Consider the following 22549-nt stretch of genomic DNA (forward strand, 5'->3'; position numbering starts at 1 on the left):
TCGACCTCAGGCGATGCCGATACGAGGATCGACGATGCGGTAGAGCAAATCGGCGATGAAATTGACGATGACGACGACGATCGCGGTGACGAGAAAGACACCGAGGAGCACGGGATAGTCGCGCTGCATCAACGCGTCGAACATCAGTCGCCCGATGCCGGGCCACGCGAAGACCGTCTCCGTGAGGATCGCGCCGCCCACGAGCTGGCCGGCCTGCATGCTGGCGAAGGTGAAGACCGGCAACACGGCATTACGCAGCACGTGCCGCCGGATGATGCGCTTGTTCGGGACGCCTTTCGCCCGGGCGGTCTTGACGAAATCGAGCCCCATCACCTCCAGCATCGAGGCGCGGGTCAGACGCGTATAGACGGCCGTGTAGAACAGGCCCAGCGTGACCGCTGGAAGGATGAGATGATGAGCGATGTCGAGCGCGCGCCGCCAACCGGTATAGCCTGCCCCGATGGTTTCCATGTCGAAGGGCGGCAGCCAGCCGAGATTGATCGAGAACAGCAGGACGGACATCAATGCAATCCAGAAAAGCGGAGTTGCATAGAACACCAGCGCAAGCGTGGTGATGATGCTGTCGAGCGCGCTGCCACGGTAGCGGGCGGCCATCACGCCGAACAGAACGCCCGTCGCAAGCGAGAACGCGAATGCCGCGCCGGTCAGAAGCAGGGTCGCGGGCAGACGTTCAAGAATGAGGCTGAGAACGGGCACCTGATTGCGATAGGAAAATCCGAGGTCGCCGGTCAGGACGCCGGAGAGATAATTCCAAAGCTGCACGGGAACTGGGCGATCGAGGCCGAATTGCGCGCGGAGATTTTCCAGATACTGCGGATCCCCGGAGCCCGCCTCACCGGCAAGAATGGCCGCCGGATCCCCGGGCGCAAGTTTGATCAGCAGGAAGTTCAGGATGATCACGCCGATGATCACCACGACTGCCTTGCCGATCCGTTGCAAGGTGAAGGATAGCATGCGTTGCGGCCCCGTTTCTGCTCGACGGTTCAAGAAATGCGTCATCCCGGAAGGACGAGCCTTCCGGGATGACCGGCTTGCGAGTTATTTGGCGATCCAGACGTCGTCCATCGGCTCGTTGAGACCGATGGCCGTGCGCACGAGATTCTTCACCTTGTCCCGATAGATCGTGGTGTTCTGCATGTCGAACGTCCACAAGAGCGGCACGTCCTCGGCAAGGATCTCCTGCACCTGGGTATAGGCTGCTGCGGCATCTTCCTGGTTCACGGCGTCGGCCGCCTTGGTGAACAGCGCGTCGACTTCCGGATTGGCGTAGGCCTGGTTGTTGCCGGCATGCGTTCCCTGGACGATGTTGTCGCTGTAGTAGTTGCGCGAAACGCCCTGAGCCGGGTGGCCGAACTGGTAAAGGAAGTTGAAGGCGAGGTCGAAGTTGAAGCTGCCGATATTCTGGAGCCATCCGCCGGCGTCGACCGCCTGGATGGTGACGACGAAACCGAGCTCCTCGAGCTGCTGCTTTACATATTCAGCCAACCGGTCCCAGGTCGAACCATAGGGCAGGCCCATCAGCCGAATGGGGTGCTTGCTGAGGTCGATGCCGGATTCCGCCACCAGCTTCTTCGCCAGATCCATGTCGAACGGATATTGCTGAAGATCGGGATCGTGGAACATGGTCGTCGCGGAGAAGGGTCCCCTGGCGGCCTTACCCTGGCCGAAGAAGATCGCGTTCACGATGAAGTCCCGGTCCAGGGCGTGGTACATTGCCTTGCGGATGTTCCTGTCGGCAAACACTTCGAGGCGAAGGTTCGGCTGGATGAACATCTGCGGCGAGAAATACTCCCAGCCCGCGGTGGTGCTCTCGACGCCCGGCAGGGCCGTCAGCGTGCGAATGGCGAAACCTTCGACGTCGCCGCCGCGCAGAACGTCAACGGTTCCCTGCTCGAATGCGATGCTGCGCGAGGCGGCATCCGGAATGACGCGGAAGTAGAGTTCGTCCAGATAGGGTTTGCCGTCCTTCCAGTAATCCTCGTTGCGCACGAGGTGGATGAAGCTGCCGCGCTGCCATTCCTTGAATTTGAACGGTCCGGTGCCGATCGGCGTGCTGTTGGCCGGATTGGTCCGGTAATCGGTGCCCTGATAGATGTGCTTCGGCATGATCGGGAACGAGCTCAGCTCGAAGCCGTAGAGAAATGCGGAGAACGGCTTCTTCATCTTGAAGACGACCGTCAGGTCGTCCGGCGCGGTGACGCTCTCGACATAGGCTTCCGCGATCAGCCGCCAGCGCGGATGGGCATCGACCAGGAACTCCGTGGCGGCGAAGACCACGTCCGCAGAGGTGAATGGCTCGCCGTCGTGCCATTTCACGCCTTCCTGCAGCGAGAAGGTGTAGGTCAGGCCGTCTTCGGAGACTTCCCAACTTTTCGCAAGCTGCGGCAGGGGGTTCAGGCTGGCATCATAGGTCAGCAGGCTCTGATAGATCTGGCCCGCGACATAGAGTGTCGGTCCTTGCGTGTTCAGGCCGACGATGAGCATCGGCGGCTCCGGCTGCACGATCATGTTCAGCGCGCCGCCCGGTGTAACTTCCGCAGCAGGGGCGTCCTGAGCCATTGCCGGTCCGGCAACGGGCGCGCACGCCAAAATAGCGGCCGTCGCCAGACGGACCAAGGTTCTCAGCATATTGATTTCTCCCATTCAGAGCGCGCCTGTGCGCTGCCTTGTCAGATCGGTCAGTTAGATTTTTGTTTTCTTGTTACATTAAGATGCATCTTAAAAATCTGTCAACAGAAAGTTCTGATTTTTGATAACAATTTGAAATATAATAGCTAAATACGAGAGCTCAGTAAGTCGGTCATGCCTTTAGTGCCGGCAGGCAGGAATCTGATCAAATTAGATGCATCATTACCGAGGGCAAAAACCATCGCCGCCGCGTCGCAGGCGCGGCCTGAACAAACGTATGGGAATTCGGCTTGTGATGATTTCGCGGATGTCGGGACGTTTCCCGATTCCGTCTCGACGAGCGACGGGTCGACCGGAGCATCGTCGTGATCGAGCGCGGCGCGCACTGACGTGCCGCGCGATGGATAAGCTTCGGGCGGCCGTTGCCTGTGCGTCGGCCGCCCGAGGGTAGAGAGGATCGCTTGGAAAGAAAGATTACGCCTTGGCGCTCCAGGCCGAGATCTGCTTGGAATCCATGAATTCCTCCAATCCCGTCACGCCGCCTTCGCGCGCGCGGCCCGAGGCCTTGACGCCGCCGAAAGCCGAGCCTGCGCCAAGTCCTTCACCGTTCATTTCGATCATTCCGGCGCGCAGCCGGCGGGCAAGGCGATTGCGCCTTTCACCGTCCTGCGACTGGACGTAGTTCGTCAGCCCATAGATCGTGTCGTTGGCGATCTCGACCGCCTCCTCCTCGCTGTCGAAGGGGATGAGCGACAGAACCGGCCCGAAGATTTCCTGACGGGCGATCGTCATCTCGTTGTTGACGTCCGCGAAGACCGTGGGGCGCACGAAATAGCCGCGGTTGACCCCCTCGGGCAGGCCGGGACCGCCGGCGACCAGTCGCGCGCCCTCGCTGATGCCCTGCTGGATCAGACCCTGGATCTTGTCCCATTGCAGCTTGCTGACGACCGGGCCGATATGCCTGCCGGCCTGATGGGCGGACGCCACCGCGGTTTCCTTCGCCACCTTTGCCGCGGCTTCGACCGCCTGGTCATAGATCGAACGCTCGACGAGCATGCGCGTCGGGGCGTTGCACGACTGACCGCTGTTGTTGAAGCAGTGGCGCGCGCCGCGCTCGACCGCCTTGTGGTCGGCATCGGCGAAGACCAGATTGGCGCCCTTGCCGCCGAGTTCCAGCGCGACTTTCTTCAGCGAGTCCGCTGCAGCCTTGGTGATCGCGATGCCTGCCCGGGTCGAACCGGTGAAGGAGATCATGTCCACGTCCGAATGTGTCGAAAGTTGCGTGCCGACGCCTGCTCCGTCACCATTGACGAGGTTGAAGACACCTTTCGGCAGCCCGGCCTCATGAACGATCTCGGCAAAGAGCATCGAGGACAGGGGCGCGATTTCTGATGGCTTCAGAATGGCCGTGTCGCCTGCGAGCAACGCCGGGATGACCTTGAGCGTGACCTGGTTCATCGGCCAGTTCCATGGCGTGATCAGGCCGACCACGCCGACCGGCTCCCAGGCCATCATCGTGGTCGGGGCGTGATCGCCGAGCGGCCGGACGAACTCGAAATTCTTGAAGGCGGTGATGAAGTTCTCGATGTGGTATATGCCCGCTCCCACCTGGGAAGACAGCGACATGTCGCTGGGCGCGCCCATTTCCGAGGTCATGGCCGCGGCCATTTCCTTCGCGCGACGCTTGTAGATGTCGAGGATTTTCTCGACATAGGCGAGGCGCTCCGCCGGCGGTGTCCGCGACCAGGCGGGGAACGCGGCCTTCGCCGCTGCGACGGCGCGATCGGTGTCCGCCTGATCGCCGAGGCTGATGACGGCGACCGCTTCCTCGGTCGACGGGTCGACGACCTCCAGATCGTTCGGCCTGGAAGGCGCCACCCATTCGCCGTTGATGTAGAATTTCCGCTTGTCCGTCAGTTCAACCATCATATCCTCTCTTTTCGCCGCGGAAGATGCGGCGCGTGGTCTGGAGTTTCCGAAGCTGCATGCAGCGTTGAGCTCTCTCAAAGGGGATTTGTATACGCGGTTTTCGACGTGGTGAAGAACTCGCGCGCCGCACGCCCCTGTTCGCGAGGACCATAGCTCGAAGCTTTGCGGCCACCGAATGGAACATGATAGTCCACGCCCGCCGTCGGAAGGTTGACGAAGACCATGCCGGAAGTGGAACGGGTCTTGAAATCCTCCGCATGTTTCAGCGAGGTGGTGCAGATTCCCGACGAAAGGCCAAGATCGGAATCGTTTGCGATTGCCAGCGCCTCCTCATAGTCCGCCGCCTTCAGGACGCTGACGACCGGCCCGAAGATTTCCTCACGTACATGGACCATGTCATTGGTGCAGTCCGCATAGACCGCCGGAGAGAGATAAAAGCCGCGCTGCGGGCGATCCAGGACATCGCCGCCGCAAAGTCGCCGGGCGCCTTCACCATCGGCGATCCCGATATAGCGCAGATTGACGCTCAACTGGCGCTCGTCCACCACCGGGCCGATCTGGCTTGCCGGATCGAGCGCATTGCCCACGACGAGCTTGCGCGCGCGGGCGGCCATGCCCTCGACGAGCGCATCGTAAATGCCGGGAGTGGCGATGATGCGGGTGTTGGAGGTGCAGCGCTGCCCCGTGGAGATGACCGATCCGCCAATGGCGCAGTCGACGGCGTTTTCCAGATTTGCATCGTCCAGAACGACGAGCGGGCTTTTGCCGCCCATTTCCTGCTGGATCTTGCCGCCGCGCTCCGCCACGAGGGTGCGGATGCCGCGCCCCGTCGCTTCCGAACCGGTGAAGGACACCGCGTTCACATCGGACGATCTGGCGATGATGTCGCCCACCACGCTGCCCCGACCCATGACGAGATTGAAGACACCCGCAGGCAGGCCTGAACGCGACAGGATTTCCGCCAGGGCCCATCCACATGCCGGAGTGAGGTCGGCCGGCTTGAATACGACCGTGTTGCCGAATGCCAGCGCCGGCGCGATCTTCCAGGCCGGTATGGCGATGGGAAAGTTCCATGGCGTGATGAGGCCGACGACGCCCACGGGCTCGTTGCGGACCTCGACGCGCACGCCGGGACGGATCGACGCGATCGCCAGGCCTTCGACCCGCAGCGCTTCCTGCGCATAGAACTTGAAAAGCTGCGCGGCGCGCGTGACCTCTCCGATGCCTTCGGAGATGATCTTGCCTTCCTCGCGCGACAAGAGCGCACCGAGTTCCTCGCGACGCGCCAGGAGTTCGACGCCGACCCGCTCGAGGATCTCGGCCCGCGACTGGGGCGAGGCAGCCGACCACGCCGGCAGTGCCGACTTCGCCGCAGCGATCGCGTCATGCGTCTGCTGCGCGGATGCCCGCGCGTAGAGCCCGACCAGATCGTCGAGATCCGAAGGGTTGCGGTTCTCGGAGAGATCACCGCTGCCGACCCATTCGCCGGCGACGTAGTTGGATTTTTCCATGCTTGTCATGTCAGTCGATCCGGTTCACGCCACGCCGATTTCCGTCTCGACCTCGCGCAGCGACTTCGCGATGATCTCGAACATGTCGTCGGCTTGGGCCTGTGTGATAATCATCGGCGGGCAGAAAGCAACGGCATCGGTCATGTTGCGGGAGATCAGACCGTTGCGCTGCATCGCGGCATTCATCAGGCCGCCGAGCTGGCCGGGTGTCTCGACGGACTTGGCCTGCTTGTCGTTGACGAGCTCGATCGCCGCGATCAGGCCCACGCCGCGCACTTCGCCGACGAGCGGGCTGCTCTTCAGCTCTTCGAGGCGGCCGCGAAAATGTGCGCCGATATTGCGCGCATTGCTGACGAGATCGCGCTCCTTGATGATCGCCAGGTTCTCGAGCGCGACCGCCGCACCCAGCGGATGGCCGCCGGCCGTGAAGCCGTGGCCGAACGTGCCGATGCGGCCGCTTTCCTCGGCGATCGGGCCGAAGACGCGGTCGTTGACCATGATGGCCGAGAACGGCACGTAGCTCGACGTGATCTGCTTCGACATGACCATGATGTCGGGCCGGATGTCGTAGGTGACCGAGCCGAATATCTGCCCGGTCCGGCCGAAGCCGCAGATCACCTCGTCGGCCACGAACAGGATGTCGTATCTGGCGAGCACGGCCTGGATCTTCTCGAAATAGGTGGCTGGCGGGGTCACGACGCCGCCCGCGCCCATAACCGGCTCGGCGAAAAACGCCGCGATCGTGTCGGGACCTTCGCGCTGGATCAGCGCATCCAGTTCCTCGGCGCAGCGCGTCGCGAAGGCTTCTTCGGTTTCGCCCGGCTTGGCGTCCTTCCAGTGATGCGGCGACAGCGTATGCAGGATGCGGTCGATCGGCAGATCGAAGGAGCGATGATTGTTGGGCAGCCCCGTCAGGCTGGCGGAAGCGATGGTCACGCCGTGATAGCCGCGCTCGCGGGCGATGACCTTCTTCTTCTCGGGCTTGCCCATCGCGTTGGAGCGGTACCAGATCATCTTGAGGACGGTGTCGTTCGCTTCCGAGCCGGAATTCGTATAGAAGACCTTGCTCATGGGCACGGGTGCGAGCGCAATCAGTTGCTCCGCCAGCTCGATGGCCGGGCCGTGGCTCTTGTGGCCGAAATTGTGATAGTAGGGCAGCTTCTGCGCCTGTTCGGTCAATGCCGTGATCAGGCGCTGTTCCTTGAAGCCGACACCGACGCTCCACAGACCGGCCAGGCCCTCGATATAGCGGCGGCCCTCATTGTCGAAGACGTAGATGCCCTCGCCGTCCTCGATGATCATCGGGCCGACCTCCATGTGCCGCTCGGCATTGGTGTAGCCGTGGAAGTGATAGGCGATATCGCGGGCTTCGGCCGTCTGGTGGAAATTGGTCATGTCGTTCATCGTTTGAAACCTTGCATGTTCGCCGGTCCGTCGATGGCCGGCTGTTCGTGTCGGGTACGGCGCTTCCTGCGCCGGGCGGTGGCCGTTCAGCTCGAAATCTTCTGCAGGATCTGTTCTCCGATTTCCGCTCCGATGGGAAAGGCCGAAGTGGCGGCGGGCGAAGGGGCATTGCAGACATGGATCGTGCGGGCCGTCTGGCGCAGCAGGAAATCGTCGATCATCTTGCCGTCGCGGCTCACGGCCTGCGCGCGTATTCCCGGCGGGTAAGCCTCCAGGTCATCCAGCGTCAGCGCCGGGCAGTAGCGGCGGCAGCGTTCCAGATAGACGCGGCGCGACAGCGTGCCGTGCAATTCGTGCAGACCTGGCCGCACCGAGCGCGACATGAGCTTCCAGAAACCGGGAAATGCCAAGCTGCGTGCCAGGTCGGCCATGGCGACGCCGTTGCGCTCGTAGGTTTCGCGGCCGAAGGAGAAGACCGCGTTCGGCCCGACGGTCGTGTAGCCGCCGATCATCTTGGTGAGATGGACGCCGAGAAAGGGCAGGGACGGGTCGGGAACCGGATAGATAAGATGCCGCACCAGCGCGCCTGCCGTCTGCGACAGGCGGAAATACTCGCCCCGGAACGGGATGATGCGGAAATCGTCGGCCAGCCCCGACATCTCCGCTATGCGGTCGGCCTGCAGGCCGCAGCACGCGACGACCATCGCGCCCGCAATATCGCCCGCGTCCGTCTCGACGGTCACTTCACCAGATGTCTCGCGCAATCCCGTGACGGAGGTTCCAAAGCGGAACTCGACGCCCTCGGCCGAGAGACGGTCGCGAAGCACGCGGCAGATTTGACCGTAGTCGACGATGCCGCTGGCGGGGCTTAAAATGGCGCGTAGCCCGGTCACGTTGGGCTCGATCTCGGTCATCTCGGCCGCATCGACCATGCGGATGTCGAGGCCATTCGTCTCGGCCCTCTGGCGCAGATTGTCCAGCGCGGCGAGCTCGCTGTCGTCGGTCGCTACGATCAGCTTGCCGCAATCGTCGAACGGAATGCCGTTCTCCTGGCAGAAGCGCTTCGTCGCGTCGGCTCCAGCCTTGCAGAGACGCGACTTCAGGCTGCCTGGCGCGTAGTAGATACCTGCGTGGATGACGCCGGAATTATGGCCCGTCTGATGCTTGCCCGGCGCATCTTCCTTTTCGAGCACCACGATCCGCATGCCGGGGCGCGCGCGCTTCAGATAGTGCGTGGTGGCAAGGCCAACGATACCCGCTCCGATTACGATGATGTCAGATCTTGCCACGCAGTCTTCGTTTCCGTCAGGATTTTGGAAGCCTTCAGCTAATCAATCCGCCGAAGAAGTTCGATACCAGAGTGCTTGACGTCGGTTTGACGATTTGAAAACTATCGCGCTTGCTGACCTGGAGCCGATTTTGACGCAGCCTTTCAAACCCTTTCGTGGCAACCCCTCGGACGCCGACATAGCACGCTTGCGTGAATTCGTCGAAATCGTCGCCGCCGGAGGCGTCACCGCGGCCCAGGCGCGCCTCGGAAAGGGCAAGTCTGCGATCAGCCTCGGCCTTACGCGCCTGGAAGAGCGTCTGGGTCTGCGCTTGTGCGAGCGTGGCCGATCCGGTTTCCGGCTCACGGAGCAGGGGCATCTGGTGCATTCGGCGGCTGTTCAACTGCTCAACGAGATAGGCCGGTTCAGTGATTTTGTCGGCGCGGCGACGCGGCGTCTGGAAGACGAGATCACGATGCTGACCGATGACAGCTTCGTGTTCGAGTTTGCCGATCCACTGGCGCGCGCGATCGCGCGCATCAGCGATCGTTATCCTGATCTGAAACTGAACATCCGCATGACCTCTCCCGATCAGGTCTATGCATCGGTCCTGGAAGGATCGGCCGATCTCGGGTTCACCGCACTGATCCGCCACAGTGATGCGCTCGACGTCACTTCCGTATGCGCCGAGCGGATGGGGATATTCTGCGGTCGCGACCATCCTCTGTTCGGCCGCGACGATGCGACGCTGAGCTATGAAGAGTTGCGCCAGCATGGCTTTGTGGCCGCTGAGGTCACGCAGGAGGCGGCGTTCTCGGAATTCGTCCGCGGCTTGACGATCAAGGCGGTGGCGCCAACGATCCTGTCGCGAATGATCATGATATTGTCTTCACGCTATCTCGGAATGGTCCCGATCGAATTCGCCCGGTACTGGGTCGAAAGGGGGGCAATTCGGGAATTGCAGATCAGCGGCGGCCGGACCGCGAACATGTGTTATCTCATCCATCGCAAGGCCAGGCCCCTCGGCCTGGGAAGCACCATATTCCGCGGCATTCTGATCGACGAGCTGCTCGTCGATCAATGACGCGATGCGCGATCCGGCTTTAGCGAAACGCTGCGGCCATGAAAAAGGCGTCCTTTAACCCGCCGGCATCGTTTTTATCATCGAGGGTCGCCGGGAGGTGGCCTCAAACCATGAAGCGAGGCGTGGATTGCCGCTGCGCCAATCCTTGTCGGCAAAGCGGAAATCGAGATAGCCGAGCGCGCACGCCACCGCGACGGCGCCGGCGTGGAAATCGCCGCTGATGGCATCGATCCAGCGGTTTTCGAGATCGTTCAGGCCGGAATCGATCTTCTCCATCTGCCCATTGTACCAGTCGTCCCATTGCAGTTCGGCGGGGCGCATCACGCGTTCGTAACGGCAGAGCAGCGCGGCATCCAGGATCGAATCGGCGAGCGCTTCCAACGTGAGAACGGTGAAACGCCGCGTGTCCTGCGGATAGAGCGAAGCGCCGCCGCCCGGCAGGGAATCGACATAGAGACAGATCACGCGGGAATCGAAGAGCGGGGTTCCGTCCTCGAGGATGGCGCTCGGGACTTTTCCCGAAGGGTTGTGAACGACGATCGTTTGGTCGCGCTTGACCGGCCCCGCGGCGGAGGGAAGCGGCTCGATGCGATCCTCGACGCCGCGTTCCATCGCGACGACCAATACCTTGCGGACGAAGGGGGAGGCGGGGGAATGGAAGAGACGGACGGTCACGTGGTTTTCCTTTTTCTGGATTTGGACTTTCGGCGGCTGTCTTCGCTGTCTTCCGCGTCGACCGGCACGCGCAGGAATTCGTCCGGATGCGATTTCAGGCGATTGATCAGGTGCTCGCCGGCAAAGGCGATGTGCTCGTACATGATCCCGCCGGCGCGCTGGGCATCGCGATCGGCAAGCGCCTTTGCGATGCGATGATGGTCGTCATGCGAGCGGTGGATGATCTCGTAGCTGTCCCACATGATGATGCGGTCGGAGGCCAGGGGGACACTGTGCAGTTGATGCACGAAATCGGCGACCCACCTGCTGCCCGAGGCGTTGAGGATCGTCGTGTGGAAATCGACGTTCATCTGGCGGTAGGGCGTCAGCGCTTCCTCCTGGAGGTTGCCGCAGGCGATCAGCCTGTCACCTTCCTCCACCAGCCGAAGCAGCTTGTCGATGTCTTCGTGACTGATCGAGGCGGCTGCCATGCGGCATGCCAGCGCCTCCAGTTCGCCGCGAATGCGGAAAGCGTCCTTCATCTCGGCGATCGAAAACTCGCGCACCCGAAATCCGCGATTGGATTCGTAGCGGACGAGACCCGTCTGCGAAAGCGTTGCCAGCGCGGTGCGTAGCGGCGTGCGCGAGACCCCCAGCATCTCCGCAAGTCGATCCTGATGCAGCCGTTCTCCCGGAGCGAATTTCCCAGCGAGAATGTGCTCTCGCAGCATGGCGAGAACATGCTCCGAACTCGTCGCATCGGCGTGATCGTTCGCTGATCGTTGATCCACGGAAACTCCTTTTCGCTGACGGCGCGTTTCTGAGTGCATACTAAGAATTTATCCAAAATAGCGCAATAGCCATCGAATCAGGTTTACAGAGCGCAGGTTTTGTGTTCATTTTCGCGCCGTTTTGGATTGGGAGCAGAAACTTCATGAATGATATGTGCCTCGTCACGGGCGCAGCCGGCGGCATTGGCAGGGCCATAACGCGACGCCTGGCGCGCGACGGTTTTCGTGTTCTCGCCGCCGATCTCGATCTCGCGGCCGCCGAGCAGATCGTCGTAGGCCTGGAAGGCGACGGTCATCGCGCAGCTAGGCTCGACGTGACCGATGAGGGTGCAGTGGCGGATCTCTTCGCCGCCGCCGGCGACGACGGGGAGATTGCATCCGTCATTGCCGCGGCAGGTATTCTCCTGTTCGCGCCGAATGGCGAGCGTCCACCGATCACGGACATCAAGCTCGAAGATTGGGAGCTCACGCAGCGCGTCAACAGCACCGGCACGTTCCTGCTATTGCGCGAATATCTGCGCGCCCGGACGGTGCGTCCGGTCCCCGCCGGTCGCTTCGTGGGCTTTTCCTCGGTGGCTGCCCAACTCGGGGGATACCGCTCCAGCGCGGCATACATCGCCAGCAAGAACGCGGTTCTCGGTCTGATCAAGGCAGGCGCGCGTGAAGCCGCGCCACTGGGCATCACCGTCAACGCCGTCGCGCCGGGCCTGATCGACGCGCCGATGCTGCGCCTGTCGCTTCCGCCGGAGCAGGACGGAGCGGTGTCCGCCGCCATTCCGCTGGGCCGCATCGGAACGCCGGAAGACGTGGCCGGCGCGGTGTCGTTCCTGTTGGGAAGCGATGCCGCCTACCTCACCGGCGCGGTGATCGACGTCAATGGCGGCTACCGGATGCAATAGGCCGCCGAAACCAGGGAGGAGAAGGCAATGGTTGGGCTCGTACGCTTCTTGACCAATGCATTGGCGCTGGTGGCCGGATTGGCCATGGCGCTGATGATGCTGCACGTGATGGCCGACGTCGTCGGCAAATATGTCTTCAACCAGCCGGTGCCCAGCACCGCCGAAGTGGTCGCCAATTATTACATGATCGCGGGCGTGTTCCTGCCGCTTGCCTGGGTGGAGGCGACCAATGGCTCGATCGTGGTGGAACTCATCTACGATCTCGTTCCGCAAAAGGCGCGCAAGGCGATGCTCGTCATCGCCGATCTGTGCTCGGCCCTGTTCTACGGCGGCCTCGGCTGGTTCTCGTGGGACGTGGCGATGCGCGCATACCGGATCAACGAGACCCTGGACGGCATCTGGCGCGTCGTCATCTGGCCGGCAAAGTTCATGCTGCCGCTTGGCCTGGCGCTTGCCGTGGCCGTGCTGGTCCTTCGCCTTGCAACGGGCTCGAGAGCCGACATCACCGATCCGGCTTCGGCCGCGGAAAAGTACTGAGGCGTCGAAATGGAAAGAATCGAGATAGGTTTCATGGGCCTGGCCGCGGTGCTCGGCCTCATCGGCCTACGGGTTCCGATCGGCGTGGCGATGGGTGGCACGGCTTTCGTCGGCATATTCCTGATGATGGGGCTGAAGCCGGCGATCGGCATCGCCAAGGGCATTCCCTACAATCTTATCGGCGACTGGAATCTGTCGGCCGTGCCGATGTTCCTGCTGATGGGGTTCATCGCCGTGGAGGCGGGGCTGACGCGCGGCCTCTTCGGTGCCGCGCGCATTTTCCTCGCCCGCATTCCGGGCGGGCTTGCTTCATCCACCGTGCTTGCCAGCGCGCTTTTCGCGTCCGCCAGCGGCTCGAGCGTGGCAACCGCCGCGGCGTTCTCGCGCATCGCCGTGCCCGAAATGCTGCGGGCGAACTATCAGCCTGGCCTTGCCACCAGTTCGGTGGCCGCTGCCGGAACGCTTGGATCCCTCATTCCGCCGAGCGTCTTGATGATCGTCTTCGGCTTGCTGATGGACGTGTCGATCAGCCAGCTCTTCATTGCCGGCATCATCCCCGGGATCCTCACTGCGGTGATGTTCATACTGATGATCACCGTACGATGCTGGCTCAATCCGGAACTCGCGCCGGCCGCCAAAATCGATATCTCGGCGGAGGAGAAACGGGCACTGCTGATCGATGCCTGGCCGCTTCCGGTTCTGATCGCCGGGGTGATGGGCGGTATCTTCGCCGGCATGTTCACCGCCACGGAAGCCGGCGCGGTGGGCGCTTTCCTTGCCTGCGTGATCGCGCTTTTGCGCGGTCGGCTTACCGTCAAGGTCCTGCGCAAGGCGCTGGTCGACACGGCGGCTGGTACGTCCTCGATCTTCATCATCGTGGTAGGCGCGGCACTGTTCGCCCGTTTCGTGGCGCTGGCGACGATACCCAATTGGGTAATGGGCTTCTTCGACGGTTACGGCACGCTGACGGTGATCATCATGATCTGCGGGCTTTTCCTGCTGCTGGGCGCGGTCCTGGAAAGCATTTCCATCATGCTCCTGACGCTGCCTGTGCTGGCGCCGCTGCTGGGCGTGCATGGTGTCGACATGATCTGGTTCGGCATTCTGACCATCAAGCTCCTTGAGATCGGTCTGGTGACGCCGCCCGTGGGCATGAATGTGTTCGTCATCAAATCGGCGATGGGCTCACGGGTTTCGCTCGGCACGATCTTCAAGGGCGTCACCTGGTTCATCGTGACAGACCTGGTGACGCTCGCGCTGCTGATCGCCTTTCCGATCATAACCACCTGGCTTCCGAGCCTGATGGCTCGATGAGACCTCTTTGCGCGCTCCGTCCGATGGCTGCGTGCGCAAGAGCAAAACGGGCGCCGCGCGCGCCAAACATGGGAGAGAGCGAATGATGAAATATCTTCTGACGTCGGCGGCCGCGCTGGCGATGAGCATCGGAAGCCTGCATGCGGAAACCTATCAGGCGACCAACTGGATGACACAGGTCCATATCCTGAACGAGTTTCCCTACCAGAAGTTCGCGGAGGACGTGCGTCAGGCCTCGAACGGGGAGATCGACTTCGAGGTCTATTCGAGTGGCTCGCTGGTGCCGGCACCGACGACCATGCAGGGTGTAGCCGACGGCGTCGCCGCTCTGGGCATCGTCTATCCGGCCTATACGCCGTCCGAGCTTCCGCTCAACAACGTCGTCAACGACCTGGTCTTCGTGTCCGACGACGATTTCGCCGCCGCCTACGCCTGGACCGAACTAGGTCTCACCAATGAGAAGCTGATAGCCGAGTGGCGCGAGAATGGCGGGCTGTTCGCGGGCGGCTATTCGACGCCGGTCTACAATTTCGTCTGCGTGAAGGAGATCACCACTCCGGAAAGCGCGGCGGGACTGAAGATCCGCACGGCAGGCGGCGCGCAGACCGCCTGGGTGCAAGCTCTTGGAGCGGTGCCGGTCTCGGTGCCGATAGCGGACGTCTATTCGGGCCTCGAGCGCGGCTCGATCGATTGCACCATGTCCGACCCCACGAACCTCGACAAGGGCAACAAGTTCTGGGAGGTCGCCCGCAGCGTGAATCTCGCGCCGATGGGTGTCGTGCTCGGCGCGACCTACGTATACAACCTCGACTTCTGGCAGGGCCTCGAGCCTGCCCAGCGTCGGATCCTTCTCGACCAGATGGCGGTCGGCACGGCTCGTTCGCAGGTCGCCTACCATGTCGGCGTGACCGCCGCGCTGGAGGGTTCGAAGGAACGCGGGCTGAAAGTGGCCGATCCGAACCCGGAGCTTCGCGCGAAGCTCGACGAGTTCAAGAAGGGGCTGATCGAGCGCCTGCCGAAGGAAGCGATGACGACGCGCAACGTCGAGGATCCGTCCGACATCATCGCGGCCTATCTCGAACTGGAACAGAAATGGAAGCGTATCTTCGCCGATGTCGACCGCACCGATCCGGATGCCGTTGCCAAGATCGCGCTCGAGCACCTCTATTCCAAGCTCGATGAAAACACCTTCGGCATGGACTGACCGAAGCGGGCGCGGCGACAGCGTCGCCGCGCCCCTGCAAACTGTCTTCATCATCGGCGCGCAGGGACGCGCGCTCGCCGAAAGTTCACGGGAAATATCAGAATGCCAAATGCGCAAAAGCCGGCCGCGATCGTAACGGGTGCCGGCTCCGGAATCGGACGTGCCATCGCGCGGCGCTTCGCTGCTGAAGGCTACAGGGTCGTCATCGTCGATCGCGACGAAGCACTGGCACGCCGGACCGAGGAACTCGTCGGCAGCGATGGCGGCCTTGCGAGCATCGCGGTCACCGACATAACGGATGAAGCGGCGGTGGGAGCGCTGGTCGAAGGCGTCGACGGCCTGGAAGTGCTCGTCAACAATGCCGGCATCTTCAGTGTCGTTCCATTCGACGAGTTGAAGGCCGATGACTTCCGCCGCGCCTATGAGGTGAACCTTGTCGCGATGTTCACGCTGTCGCAGAAGGCGGCGCGGCGAATGCCCAATGGCGGGCGCATCGTCAATCTGTGCTCGCGGGCTGCATTCGGCTCGCGTCACTATGCCCACTATGTCGCGTCCAAGGCCGCGGTGGCGGGGTTCACCAAGGCGCTCGCCCTCGAACTTGCGGAACGCGACATCAGCGTCAACGCGGTTGCCCCTGGCGTTATCGAGACGGACATGCTGCTCGCCCGTTCCGATACCAACCTCGATGCGCTGCGGGCGCAGCAACCCACCGGCCGGCTCGGCCGTCCCGAGGATATCGCTCACGCCGCCGCGTTCCTCGCGTCGCCCCAGGCCGGCTTCATTACCGGGCAGGTTCTGATTGTCGATGGCGGCCGGTCGATCGGCGGTACCGCAGCTTTCTGAGGAAACGGAACATGAATCTCCATCTCAGCGATTTCACCGGCAAGACCATCATCGTCACTGGCGCGGCCCAGGGCATCGGACTTGCGACCGTGCAGGCGTTTCTGCTCGCGAATGCCCGCCGCGTGATTGCGATCGATCTCAATCCTCAAGGGCTCGGGAAACTGGCGGAGGGCAACGAGCGGATCTCGCCGCTGGAGGGCGACGTCGCCGATCCCGAGCTGGTCGCGCGGCTGGGAGCTTTTCTCGACAAGGAAAGGCTGACCTTGGACGTGTTGGTCAACAATGCCGGTATCGCGCGCGGTAAGCGCGCGGACGAGACCACGGATGAGGAGCTCCAGGCCTATTTCGACATCAATGTGATCGGCCTTTTCCGCCTTTCGAGGCTGGCGGTTGCGCGCATGCAGAGATCCGGCGGCGGCGCGATCGTCAATACGGCCTCGATCTTTGCGGAAATCGGAGCGACGGCAAGTTCCGGCTATTCGGCGAGCAAGGCGGCGGTCGCCGGGCTGACGCGGCAGATGGCGACCGACTATGGACGCGACAACATCCGCGTCAACGCGGTGGCGCCGGGTCTCATCGAGACGCCGCTGACGGCCGAACGAATCCGCAGCGAGGCCTGGCGTCGTCAGATCATGATCGACCAATGCCCGCTGCGCCGCGTCGGCCAGGCGGAGGACGTGGCGCGCGTCATCCGGTTCCTGGCGAGCGACGAGGCCGGTTTCATCTCCGGCCAGGTGATCGCCGTCGATGGCGGCTGGGCCATGGGCCGTTACCCCCGCCCGGAGACCCGGTGATGGGCAACGAGGCTCCCGCGGAGATTTGTGATCTGCTGATCGTCGGCTCGGGCGCGGCCGGCATGGCCGCGGCGATCACCGCCGCCCATCACGGCCTGAACCCCCTCATCGTCGAGAAGAGCGAATATTTCGGTGGGTCGACCGCCGTATCGGGCGGCGCGATCTGGATTCCGAACAATCCCTTGATGCACGCAGCGGGGCTCGAGGACAGCGCCGAGGCGGCGCGCATGTATATCGAGGCGGAAACCGGCAACCGGATGAACGCGGCGCTGGTCGATGCCTTCCTGCGCGAAGGGCCGGAGGCTATCGGCTTCTTTCACGAGAAGACGGCGCTGCGTTTCACCCACCGGGCCTTTTCCCCCGACTATCATCCCGACACGCCGGGGGCGGCGCTCGGCGGGCGGGTCATCGACGCGGAGGATTATGACGGCCGCCGCCTGGGCGACAAACTGAAGAACCTGCGCCCGCCGATCGCCGATTTCACGCTTTTCGGCGGCATGATGCTGAACCGCTTCGACATCGGTCATTTCCTCAAGATGACGCGCTCGCCGCGATCCGCTCTGCATGCGGCTTCGGTGATCATGCGCTATGCGAAGGACCGGTTGACGCATGGACGCGGCACGCGGCTCGTGCTGGGGGCTGCCATCGCGGGGCGGCTCGCGGAAACGGTTTTCGATCTCGGAATCCCCTTGCATCTGCGATGCGCGCTGGTCGGCTTGGTCAAGGACGGCGCCGGCGGGATCATCGGGGCGCGGGTGCGAGGACCCGACGGCGAGCGTTTCGTCCAAGCCCGCCACGGTGTCGTCCTCGCCTCGGGCGGTTTTCCGCATGATCCGGCGAGGCGTAGCGAATTGTTCGGGCATGTGTCGCGGGGGATCGAACATTTCTCCATGTCGCCGACGGCGGGGGAGGGTGAAGCCATCCGTCTGGCCGAATCCATCGGCGCGCGCTTCGTCGCGTCGAACAGCAATCCGGCCTTCTGGACGCCGGTCTCGCTTCTGCCGAACGGCGACGGAACCAAACGTCCTTTCCCTCATCTTTTCCTGGATCGCGCCAAACCGGGCGTGATCGCTGTTTCCCGAAACGGCCGACGCTTCGTGAACGAGGCGAGCTCCTACCACGACTTCGTCCAGGGTTTGGTCGCGATGCTGCTGGAGGAGGGCGAGAAATCGGCCTGGCTGATCTGCGATCATCATGCTCTGCGCCGCTATGGATTGGGTGCCGTTCCCGCATTTCCGGGCTGGATCGCCCCCTATCTCAAATCGGGCTACCTGAAGCGCGGCGGCGACCTTCGCGAGCTTGCGGCGGCGACCGGGATCGACGAGGCGACGCTGGAGAAGACGGTCTTCTCCTTCAACGCCGACGCGATCGCCGGCAGCGATCGCGTCTTCGGCAAGGGATCGACCGTCTATCAGACCTATCTCGGCGATGCCGACAACAAACCCAATCCATGCTTGCGTCCGCTGGAGACGGCACCCTACTACGCGATCGAGATATTCCCTGGAGATATCGGGACGAGCATGGGGCTGCTGATCGACGAGCATGGCAGGGTACTGGACGATGACGGCCAGGCGATCGACGGCTTGTTCGCTTGCGGCAACGACGCGAATTCGATCATGGCCGGCGCCTATCCGGGCGCAGGCATAACGCTCGGTCCGGCGATCACTTTCGGATACATCGTCGGGAAATCAGCCGCGAAACGGCCCGATCGCGGCCCTTGAGAACATGTATCCAGCTTTCCGTGCGTCGCTCAAAAGCGCCGGGACGCGCCGGTATCGCCGCCGCCGTTCGGATATAGGGTCAGCCCTGCGATGGCTTCCAATCGGCCGACGGAACGACGTTGATCATCCAGGGGACGCCGAACCTGTCGATCAGGGAACCAAAGCCGGGCGACCAGAAGGTCTCGCTGAATGGCATGACAGCCTTGCCGCCTTCGCCCAGTTGATCGAACCAGCGTTGCGCCTCGGCCTTGTCCTCGGTGTGCAGGGTGACGTCGAAGCCATTCTTGGGTTTGTCGATGTTGGGTGCCCACCCGATGTCCATGTCGGCACCCATCAGGGCCTGGTCGCCGACATCGAGCCAGCAATGCATCAGCCAGCCCTTGTACTTCTCGTCGGTGATCGGCATGCCGGGAGGCGCATCGCCATAGGGCATGGCGGCGGTGATCTTTCCGCCCAGGACTTTGGCATAGAACTCGAATGCCTCGCGGCATTGGCCCTGGAAGCTCAGGCTGGTCACGATCTTCATTGCCGTCTCCTTTCGTGGTGCTTCACCCGTTACGGGTCGCTAGGATATGACGATTTCCCCACCTATGTTGATATCAACGCAAAGCGCCCATGGAATGTCAATATTGCAAGATGCAAGCTCCTGCCAACCTTCCCTTCGAGCAATCCTTCCGATCAGTTCTCAAGATGGTTCTGAACCCTAGAAAGGAGTGATGGTGTGGCCTACCATGGGAACAAGGGCAACGGACCAATATCGGAGGAATGATGCGACAGTGCCTTTTTGCCGTTCTGCCTCTTCTGGTTGTCGCGTGCAGCCAAGCTGAAACATCTGCGCCGCTCCCTGGCAGCGATCGGGACAGTCACGGCTGCATCGGGTCCGCCGGCTATTCATGGTGCGAGCGGACGAAGCAGTGCGAACGTCCTTGGGAACTGGCGCAATCTAGGGGGCTCGAGAATACCGCCGAGGCATATCGATTGTTCTGCAGTAGATCATAATAACGGTACTTCTCTGGTCTGGGTTATACCCATGAGGGGGTAGTTGATAAAGCTTAAGGGGTAGGGCTCGCAACCATCGAAGGAAGGCGCTACTTCCATGGTGTCGGATCGATAGGCCCCCGGAATTTTGTAATCTGCAGGCAACTGTCGGGGGCGTAATAAGCCCGATGCGATGGGGGCTTGCATGACCTCAAGCTTCAATGTTCACAATGCCGATGGCTATGACCAAATCATGGGTCGATGGAGCCGAAAGCTCGCCCCGCTGTTCATTGACTTCGCAGGGGTCGCCCAAGGCGAAAACATCCTCGATGTTGGTTGCGGAACCGGCAGCCTGACGTTTGCGCTTGCTGAGCTTCCCGGGCCTGCCGCGATCACGGCAATCGATTTCTCGCCTGTCTTTGTTGAAGCTGCAACTCGACGCAATACCGACCCGCGGATCACTGTCCGTCAAGCCGACGCTTGCGCCTTGCCATTCGACGACGGCGCGTTCGATCGTGCATTTGCATTGCTCGTGCTCCATTTCGTGCCGGAGACCGGCAAGGCCATTGCTGAAATGCGTCGCGTGGTGAGGCCCGGCGGTGTGGTCGCTGCCGTCGTTTGGGATCATCTCGGTGGCATGCCTGGTATGCGCATGATGGTTGACACGGTAGCGGCGCTCGGCGAATCCGGCCGTCAACTGCGCAGTCGCTATTGCTTTCAGCCAATGATGCAGCCCGGCGAAATGAAACGCGCCTTTGCCGATCAAGGGCTCGCGGACGTTGCGGAATCTGAACTGATGATCCGCATGGATTACCAGAATTTCAATGACTATTGGGCGCCGATTGCCGGTGGCGAAGGCCCGCTTGGCAAATATGTGGTATCGTTAGCTGCGCAGGATCGCGAGATCACCGATGCTGCGATACGAGATGCCTATGAGGCCGGACGGCAGGATGGCCCCAGATCCTTTGCAAACGTTGCTTGGGCGGTGAAAGGCATCGTTCCTTGACGACCTTGATGCCAACCGGCCGAGTATCTGGCGGCCAAGGCGTGGTCTGAAGCCAAGAAGGGAAGGGTGCTGGTGGGCAGGCTGGAGAGGAAGACAGTCTGCTCTTGCTAAATTCGACGCAATTCGGAATTCTCGATATGACCAATCAGATCCCCGGCTTGCTCACCGCTCAAGGCATGGCGCGGCAGCATCTGAAAAAGATTCGGTGCCTGCATCAAGAGCACTATCTTTTCATCGGCGCTCCAGCCGAAGTAGTCGTTCCAAGCGATGGTGCTCGTCGAGGTCGCTGTGGAGGCAGAATAGCCTTCATGGTTCCATGACACCTCGGTGGGGTGTCGCATGGTTTTCACCTGACGATAGACCTTGCGAGCGTGCTGTGGGAGCAGGAAGTAGAAAAGAAGTGGCATGCTGAATGCCCCGATCAGCACGATGAGCGCCACGGTGGTCGGGATCCGATTGAAATCCGAAACGATCATAGTGGCGGAGCACACAGCAAACACGGCCGCGAGGAAAAGCTTGGGTCCAGTGTGAGCGGGCTCCTGCCTATGCCAAGCTCAAACTGGCCGGCTTGCAGGAGACTCCAGTTCATCTGGCGGTGTTTGCCGATGACAGCACACCGCCGCCGTGGCCACGACCCTGGATGTGCCATCGCACTGGGCCTTCTCGGCTACCTGTGTCTGGGCTATCCCGCTCACGCCGACGACACACCGGAGCTTGAACGCCAGGGCTGGCAGGCAAGGACACCGTTGCAGATACTGCGGCGCTGACCCTGGCTACCGCCTGGCTTCGCTACCGCCCCCCCACATCGAGTAAAGTGGTGTGCTTCTTCATGTAGCGGAGTCCGAGATAGATAATGCCGCCCCCGATGAATGTCGCGATCCAGACGGGATCATAGAGAATGTGGCCTTGAAAAAGGATGTCGCCGAACGCCTCGATGGCGACAAAAGCCGTTATGATGGCGAAGAAGCCCGAATACTCCCGTCGCAGCACGTTCCGGATTGAAAACGATAGCTCCGGCTGTTGCCAGCCGGACAGCCGAGGAAAAAAGGCCGGCACCCGCTCTGCCCATTCGTGATAGCTCCTGCCGAACTTGTCGGTAAGAAATGCCTCTTCAGTTGCGATGATGCGTTCCAGGTATATCACCAGGAACAACGCCATGATGATGACGAAGTAGATGCCTTGGGTGAAGAGCGCGATTGCCATGTAAATGATGGCATTGCCAAAATAGAGCGGGTTCCGGGTGAGGGAGTACATACCCGTCGTGTTGAGCGTTTCTGCCACCTGCTCGCGGGTATTGCGGCCAGAGGTGCCCTTGGGAACGTAAGCGACCGTCACCGCCCTGACTGCAAGTCCGGCGAAGGCGATTGCTACGCAAATCCCCTCGTAGATGAAGTCGGGCCATTCGCCTAGATAGAGTTCGACCGGTTCACCGCCGCGCAGTGTCATGAAAGCTATAGGAATGGTCGCCAGCAGCACATAGCTGCGCCAGCGAAACAACCAGTGGCCTTGGCGGACAATCGTCTCTCGAATCATATCGAAGCTTCCCATACATGATGACAAGTGCAGAGCGCTCCAGTTACGGCGATTTTACGGCAAATCCGTCGAAACCGGAGGGCCTACATGCTGGTCTGGCGGGAGCATTCGGAGTTGCAACAAAGGGGACGAACATGCTGGTCGAAGCCCCTTTAGCCATTGCCCCGCTGGCTCCGGCCGACGTTTTTTGTTGTTTCTGCGACCGCCTATTGCGGTGTCTGATCCCACGCCATTGGTGTTGCATGCGCCGAAAGCGCACGCATATTGGAGGAACTGTTGGACGAGCGAGTGATGGCCAGACACCTTCCCAAATGCTCTGCTTCGGTGACTGGCCTATCCTCGTGAAGCCGGCCGACTGTTGGATGAGGTGCGAAGGCGGCGATGATAGCAGCCTGAACATAGAATCCTTTGTGCCCACCGGCCGAGATGT

21 protein-coding genes are annotated in these 22549 nt (G+C 61.9%); 9 read left to right on the top strand and 12 right to left on the bottom strand.

What is annotated here, in order from left to right; genetic code table 11:
- Positions 1–6: 6 nt before the first annotated feature.
- From XW59_RS11590 to lhgO, 6 genes are all read right to left on the bottom strand, one after another.
- On the bottom strand, positions 7–975 hold the full coding sequence (locus XW59_RS11590) for an ABC transporter permease (protein ID WP_206077703.1): 969 nt from the start codon (positions 973–975) through the stop codon (positions 7–9).
- A gap of 84 nt (positions 976–1059) precedes the next feature.
- A complete protein-coding gene (locus tag XW59_RS11595; RefSeq protein ID WP_246666065.1) occupies positions 1060–2580 on the bottom strand; it encodes an ABC transporter substrate-binding protein in 1521 nt (506 codons plus the stop codon).
- 543 nt (positions 2581–3123) lie between these two features.
- Positions 3124–4566 (bottom strand): aldehyde dehydrogenase family protein, encoded by a 1443-nt coding sequence (locus tag XW59_RS11600; protein ID WP_170990143.1) that lies wholly within the window; start codon positions 4564–4566, stop codon positions 3124–3126.
- An 86-nt stretch (positions 4567–4652) separates the two neighbouring features.
- Positions 4653–6098: an aldehyde dehydrogenase family protein gene (locus XW59_RS11605; RefSeq protein WP_047145148.1), complete on the bottom strand. Its 1446-nt coding sequence runs from the start codon at positions 6096–6098 to the stop codon at positions 4653–4655.
- A gap of 15 nt (positions 6099–6113) precedes the next feature.
- Complete coding sequence (locus XW59_RS11610) at positions 6114–7484, bottom strand: aspartate aminotransferase family protein (protein ID WP_136068164.1); 1371 nt, start codon at positions 7482–7484, stop codon at positions 6114–6116.
- A 95-nt stretch (positions 7485–7579) separates the two neighbouring features.
- Positions 7580–8782, bottom strand: coding sequence for an L-2-hydroxyglutarate oxidase (gene lhgO / locus XW59_RS11615; protein WP_047145146.1), 1203 nt, complete (start codon positions 8780–8782; stop codon positions 7580–7582).
- A gap of 130 nt (positions 8783–8912) precedes the next feature.
- Between lhgO and XW59_RS11620 the strand changes: the two genes are divergently transcribed.
- On the top strand, positions 8913–9845 hold the full coding sequence (locus XW59_RS11620; protein ID WP_170990131.1) for a LysR family transcriptional regulator: 933 nt from the start codon (positions 8913–8915) through the stop codon (positions 9843–9845).
- Positions 9846–9899: 54 nt separating this feature from the next.
- On the opposite strand, the gene XW59_RS11625 is transcribed toward XW59_RS11620, so the two are convergent.
- The 3 genes from XW59_RS11625 to XW59_RS29615 form a co-directional block, all read right to left on the bottom strand.
- Complete coding sequence (locus XW59_RS11625) at positions 9900–10520, bottom strand: glutathione S-transferase (RefSeq protein WP_082137533.1); 621 nt, start codon at positions 10518–10520, stop codon at positions 9900–9902.
- Positions 10517–11290 (bottom strand): GntR family transcriptional regulator, encoded by a 774-nt coding sequence (locus tag XW59_RS11630; protein ID WP_246666066.1) that lies wholly within the window; start codon positions 11288–11290, stop codon positions 10517–10519. The genes XW59_RS11625 and XW59_RS11630 overlap by 4 nt, the downstream gene beginning before the upstream one ends.
- A gap of 83 nt (positions 11291–11373) precedes the next feature.
- The gene (locus XW59_RS29615; protein WP_246666082.1) at positions 11374–11586 is read right to left on the bottom strand and encodes a hypothetical protein; all 213 of its coding nucleotides are present in this window, start codon (positions 11584–11586) and stop codon (positions 11374–11376) included.
- Here XW59_RS29615 and XW59_RS11635 point away from each other — a divergent pair.
- The 7 genes from XW59_RS11635 to XW59_RS11665 all read left to right on the top strand — a co-directional run bounded on the left by XW59_RS11635 (position 11497) and on the right by XW59_RS11665 (position 18602).
- A complete protein-coding gene (locus tag XW59_RS11635) occupies positions 11497–12189 on the top strand; it encodes an SDR family oxidoreductase (RefSeq protein WP_246666077.1) in 693 nt (230 codons plus the stop codon). The genes XW59_RS29615 and XW59_RS11635 overlap by 90 nt on opposite strands.
- Positions 12190–12216: 27 nt before the next feature.
- Entirely contained in the window at positions 12217–12726 is a 510-nt protein-coding gene (locus XW59_RS11640) for a TRAP transporter small permease subunit (protein WP_047145142.1), read from the top strand.
- Between the two features lie 9 nt (positions 12727–12735).
- Positions 12736–14040 carry a TRAP transporter large permease gene (locus tag XW59_RS11645; RefSeq protein ID WP_047145141.1) on the top strand — a complete coding sequence of 435 codons (1305 nt, stop codon included), beginning with the start codon at positions 12736–12738 and terminating at the stop codon, positions 14038–14040.
- Positions 14041–14122: 82 nt separating this feature from the next.
- Positions 14123–15244: a C4-dicarboxylate TRAP transporter substrate-binding protein gene (locus tag XW59_RS11650; protein WP_246666067.1), complete on the top strand. Its 1122-nt coding sequence runs from the start codon at positions 14123–14125 to the stop codon at positions 15242–15244.
- Positions 15245–15346: 102 nt separating this feature from the next.
- Positions 15347–16087, top strand: coding sequence for an SDR family NAD(P)-dependent oxidoreductase (locus tag XW59_RS11655; RefSeq protein WP_047145140.1), 741 nt, complete (start codon positions 15347–15349; stop codon positions 16085–16087).
- 11 nt (positions 16088–16098) lie between these two features.
- Positions 16099–16881, top strand: coding sequence for an SDR family oxidoreductase (locus tag XW59_RS11660; RefSeq protein WP_047145139.1), 783 nt, complete (start codon positions 16099–16101; stop codon positions 16879–16881).
- Complete coding sequence (locus tag XW59_RS11665; protein ID WP_047145138.1) at positions 16881–18602, top strand: FAD-dependent oxidoreductase; 1722 nt, start codon at positions 16881–16883, stop codon at positions 18600–18602. The genes XW59_RS11660 and XW59_RS11665 overlap by 1 nt, the downstream gene beginning before the upstream one ends.
- Before the next feature lie 79 nt (positions 18603–18681).
- On the opposite strand, the gene XW59_RS11670 is transcribed toward XW59_RS11665, so the two are convergent.
- Entirely contained in the window at positions 18682–19128 is a 447-nt protein-coding gene (locus XW59_RS11670; RefSeq protein WP_047145137.1) for a VOC family protein, read from the bottom strand.
- 657 nt (positions 19129–19785) lie between these two features.
- Between XW59_RS11670 and XW59_RS11680 the strand changes: the two genes are divergently transcribed.
- Positions 19786–20586, top strand: a complete 801-nt coding sequence (locus XW59_RS11680; protein ID WP_047145136.1) for a class I SAM-dependent methyltransferase — start codon at positions 19786–19788, stop codon at positions 20584–20586.
- A gap of 107 nt (positions 20587–20693) precedes the next feature.
- Here the strand turns inward: XW59_RS11680 and XW59_RS11685 are convergent, their stop codons facing one another.
- On the bottom strand, positions 20694–21026 hold the full coding sequence (locus XW59_RS11685) for a YcxB family protein (protein WP_136068142.1): 333 nt from the start codon (positions 21024–21026) through the stop codon (positions 20694–20696).
- A gap of 349 nt (positions 21027–21375) precedes the next feature.
- Positions 21376–22119: an isoprenylcysteine carboxylmethyltransferase family protein gene (locus tag XW59_RS11695; protein WP_047145134.1), complete on the bottom strand. Its 744-nt coding sequence runs from the start codon at positions 22117–22119 to the stop codon at positions 21376–21378.
- Positions 22120–22549: the final 430 nt, after the last annotated feature.

Source organism: Aquamicrobium sp. LC103, from assembly GCF_001014615.2.
Classification (GTDB): Bacteria; Pseudomonadota; Alphaproteobacteria; order Rhizobiales; family Rhizobiaceae; genus LBCQ02.